The 3,230-nt window shown below is 35.4% G+C and carries 3 protein-coding genes, 1 tRNA gene and 2 pseudogenes; 3 read left to right on the forward strand and 3 right to left on the reverse strand.

Annotated features, from left to right (window positions below; translation table 11 throughout):
• From HET73_RS06685 to HET73_RS06695, 3 genes and pseudogenes are all read left to right on the forward strand, one after another.
• A pseudogene (locus HET73_RS06685) lies at positions 1-291 on the forward strand (superoxide dismutase); the annotation flags it as partial.
• A gap of 1 nt (position 292) precedes the next feature.
• Positions 293-1,560 (forward strand): annotated as a pseudogene (locus HET73_RS06690) (M16 family metallopeptidase).
• Between the two features lie 338 nt (positions 1,561-1,898).
• Positions 1,899-2,141 (forward strand): hypothetical protein, encoded by a 243-nt coding sequence (locus HET73_RS06695; protein WP_246210260.1) that lies wholly within the window; start codon positions 1,899-1,901, stop codon positions 2,139-2,141.
• A gap of 180 nt (positions 2,142-2,321) precedes the next feature.
• On the opposite strand, the gene HET73_RS08730 is transcribed toward HET73_RS06695, so the two are convergent.
• From HET73_RS08730 to cutA, 3 genes are all read right to left on the reverse strand, one after another.
• On the reverse strand, positions 2,322-2,564 hold the full coding sequence (locus HET73_RS08730; RefSeq protein ID WP_246209660.1) for a hypothetical protein: 243 nt from the start codon (positions 2,562-2,564) through the stop codon (positions 2,322-2,324).
• 165 nt (positions 2,565-2,729) lie between these two features.
• A tRNA-Gln gene (locus HET73_RS06705) sits at positions 2,730-2,802 on the reverse strand.
• Positions 2,784-3,035: a divalent-cation tolerance protein CutA gene (gene cutA / locus HET73_RS08735; RefSeq protein WP_343033058.1), complete on the reverse strand. Its 252-nt coding sequence runs from the start codon at positions 3,033-3,035 to the stop codon at positions 2,784-2,786. Before cutA ends, HET73_RS06705 begins: the two co-directional genes overlap by 19 nt.
• Positions 3,036-3,230: the final 195 nt, after the last annotated feature.

A 3,230-nucleotide genomic window follows, 5' to 3' on the forward strand; every position in this document is an offset into this window, starting at 1 on the left:
GATATCGGTGGCTTTGATAAATTCTATGAAGAGTTTTCGAGTCATGGAGTGAGCTAATTTGGCAGTGGATGGGTATGGTTAGTGCTCGAAAAAGGAAAGCTCAAAATCACTAAAGCTCCAAATGCAGATTTACCATTAATTTATGGTCAAGTGCCATTGCCTACTATGGATGTTTGGGAGCACGCCTATTATTTAGATTGTCAAAATCGTAGAATTGACTATATAAAGGTTTTCCTTGATCATTTGATTAATTGGGATTTTGCAGAAGAGAATTTAAAAAAGAACACATAGGATGAGTACACCTGAGGTGACAAAACTAGATAACGGCCTGCGCATAATAACCGAGCAGGTGCGTGATGTTGATTCCGTAGCTTTGAATATACGAGGATGTGTCGGCAGTAGAGCTGAAAGTGCAAATCAAAATGGAATATCCCGCTTTCTAGATCACATGGCTTTCAAAGGGACGAAGACAAGAACTGCATTTTGAAATTGCAAAAGCTTTTGATGATATATGTGGGGTGTTCAATGCCTGCACCGGTAGGGAAAGCACCAGTTACTATGCAAAATTTCTCAAGAAGGATATAAAACCTGACATTGATATATTAATAGATATATTGATGAATTCCACGTTTCCAGAAGATGAATTGGAGCGTGAAAAGGGTGTTGTAACACAAGAGATCTTTCAAACCAACTATTCGCCAAGTGACATTATTTTCGACAAATATTTTGAAGCAGCTTATAAAGATCAACCATTTGGTAGGTCGATCTTAGGCACACAAAATACGGTAAAATCTTTTACTCGAGGAGATCTAGATAATTACATAAATGAGCATTACTTTGGTGAGAATACGATATTTGCTGTTGCTGGAAATGTTTAGCATGAAGAAGTTACTCAGTTAGCCAAAGACTTTCTTTCAAAGATTCATGCAAAAGAACTAAAAAATGCCAAAGTGCAAGTTATACTGGTGGTGAGGATCTGGAGCACCGTAAATTAGATCAAATTCATTTGCTAATAGGCTTTCCTAGTGTTTCTCGCTATGACGATAGATATCACGCATTTAAGGTGCTTGGCTCTATACTGGGAAGCGGAATGTCATCACGTCTATTCCAGGAAGTAAGGGAAAAGCAGGGCCTGGTTTACTCAGTCTATTCATTTAATTCTAGCTACACCGATGCAGGGATGCTCTCCATTTTTGCTGGTACAGATAGTGGCAACTTAGATAAGCTTTTAAAATCTATAACGACAAAGCTGAAGAAATTGTCTACGAATGATCTAAAGGAAGAAGAGGTAAATAGGGTAAAAGAGCGAATCAAGTCGAAAATCTTAATGTCACGTTGACTCTCTTGCTGAAGCTTTGGGACTCTACTACGGTAACTATGATAAATGTGTTAGTAAAAATGAACTAATAGAAAAAACTAGTGCGGTTACCGCCGCTGACATAAAAAAAAGCAGCAGAAGAATTATTATCTCAGCATGAAAAAAACACTTTAGCTGCAATTGGAGAAATTAAATGTTTGCCAAGCTACGATAAAGTGGTTTCTATGCTTAGAGTTGTTTAATGTATAATTGATATAGAAGAAATCGTAAGTGAAGGTTGCAGCATAGCATTTTGAAAAAAAAATTACTTGACAAGCTTCCACGGTTTCATTATTATAGTAGTAAGGGTGTTTTGAGCTCAATCTTTATCTTTAAGCCGGTAGGCTTCTCAATCAGTCAATTTATAAATGCTGTAATTTGGCTCCATCACAAATATTCAGCAAGTCTACCATAGATCTCAGTTTGTATATGGGACTACTTGATTCTCAAATCGCTACAAACTCAAATCACTTCAAATCTTTAATTTTAAGAGGTGTCATTATGTCAAATAACTTCAATTTCAAAGAATTTTTTCACTGCTATGAAAAAAATAGTACGTCAGATGATATACAACGGTATTGTATACTGTGGGGGGAAGGCAGTAATTGATGTAACAAGCAGCTGTAAAAAAACAGAAAGCTTGGTAGAAAAATGCAAAGCTATTTCTTGCTTATCAGACTTTATTCGAGATTTTGTATACACATGTATATTGGCTGATTGTGACCCGACATATGTAAACAAAATACGACCAATTTTAGAAAATCTTACCAAAAAATCAGAGTAAGTTTTTATACATACTTAATGAGATTTGCCCCTTTCACTGAAAAATCTTTTTATCTATTTATCTATAGCGTCTTCTATATCTTTAACTAACAGCTAATTTATTATGTCTACCTTCTGTTTTGCATCTTGATCATAATGTTCATCTCTGTGACCATAACCACTATAGCCATTCCTATAACTGCTACCATTTGATTTGATTTACTCTATTGCCCTTTCTGCCTATCCTCAGTATCTGTGTTATCTTTTCCTTTAAAGAAAACTTACAGCCCGTGCTAAGAGATAATTTATAGAGAAAATGCGGAGTAAGAAACGCTACTAATATTATAAAAGAAACTCTATAACCCAGGTCACTTCTGTTATCATAATACCACTTGCAATATTGAAACAAATGATCAAATGCACTTTTGAAAGAGCCACATTCCACAGCATACCAAAAGCCATTGCTGATAAACATGAGCATAATGCTGGATGTATAAAGGTACATCATGAGGAGAAACAGCTTTATAACTATATATTTCAAGCTGCCTAATATATAATTCAGTAACCTCAATTTATAGAAAAGTGATATAATTTCACACTCACTTCAATATGGCTGGGGTGGAAGGATTCGAGCCTTCGCGTGGTGGTATCAAAAACCGCTGCCTTACCACTTGGCTACCCCAATACTACTTACATCAATAACACCACTAACCCAATTAGTAAAAGATTTATTTGCTTTTATGGGTACTATTACAATAGCTGGCTGATCATAAGAATGCATTGCTTCGATTTCTTCTACAACTCTATCGACTTGATCGCTTCTGCTCTTCATAATTGCTACTACTTCACAACTACTATTAATTTCACGTTTCCATAAATACAGAGACTTCACTTCAGGAAATATATTTACACACACAATTAACTAATCGTTTAACAATTCTTCAGAAACAGCTTTAGCCTCTTCAAAATTTGAAAAAGTTGTATAAACTAAAACAAAACTATTCATTAGAATCTACATAAACGCAATGCTACTATACTCTACCGAGACTTATTCATCAAGAGAAAATAAAAGCCCTGTCATTGTAATTCAAAAGCAATTCCTGCCAGGGGT

The organism is Wolbachia endosymbiont of Atemnus politus (assembly GCF_013309895.1).

Excerpts from the sequence above, each read along its gene's own strand:
- HET73_RS06695 (WP_246210260.1), top strand. The coding sequence starts at position 1,899 with ATGAAAAAAATAGTACGTCAGATGATATACAACGGTATTGTATACTGT.